1 protein-coding gene is annotated in these 646 nt (G+C 40.1%); it reads right to left on the bottom strand.

Annotated features, from left to right (window positions below; translation table 11 throughout):
* Positions 1–100 precede the first annotated feature (100 nt).
* Positions 101–646, bottom strand: a 546-nt coding sequence (locus WKT11_RS19830) for a group II intron maturase-specific domain-containing protein (protein WP_340285796.1), incomplete at its 5' end; no start/stop codon positions are given.

Here is a 646-nt window from a genome sequence, read left to right as displayed (position 1 = left end):
GTCGAGTAGACGCACCCCTTACGGTCGTACGCCCCTCACAGAATCCGGACTTGCGGCTTTCCCGCATCCGGCTCTTTGCGAAACGAATCGTTCACATTTATCAATTATATACACTGACATATATTCGGGGTCTTACCAATGGATAACTGTTATCTATCATATTCAGAAATTCTACCCAGTTGTAGCTTTTCTTTTGGCTCCTCCGATTTAGACAGTAGAATAAACTTTTCATTACGTGGTATCGAAATGCTGTTATTCTTTCTGTATTGTCTGTGATTCCATAGTAATGGTAGTAACCAGTCAGTATCTGATTGAGTTTAGCAGTAATCTCTTTCAGTTTCCATGTTTTCATGTGTCCCACCAGTTGATTTATTTCTCTGCATTTCTTCGCAAACTTCTTCTTACTGGTTTTCCTCTTCACTCTGAATCTACCATTCTTGCTTTTGGAACAGTAGTGTGTAAAACCTAGGAAAGTAAAGGTACCTGGCTTCGTTCCACTTTTACTGCATCTTTCCTTTGCGTATCGTCCGAACTCTATCAGCCTGCTCTTTTCTTCTTCAAGGCTTAATCCAAAGTGTCCCATTCTATGTTTTAAGTGTTCATAGAACCATACTGCATCTGATTTGTATTGGAATGTCACCACAAA

The sequence above is a fragment of the Blautia sp. HCN-1074 genome (assembly GCF_037890165.1).
In the GTDB taxonomy this organism is placed as follows: Bacteria; Bacillota; Clostridia; order Lachnospirales; family Lachnospiraceae; genus Blautia_A.
Note: the sequence above shows the minus strand (reverse complement) of the source record. Positions and strands in the feature narration are given on the sequence as shown.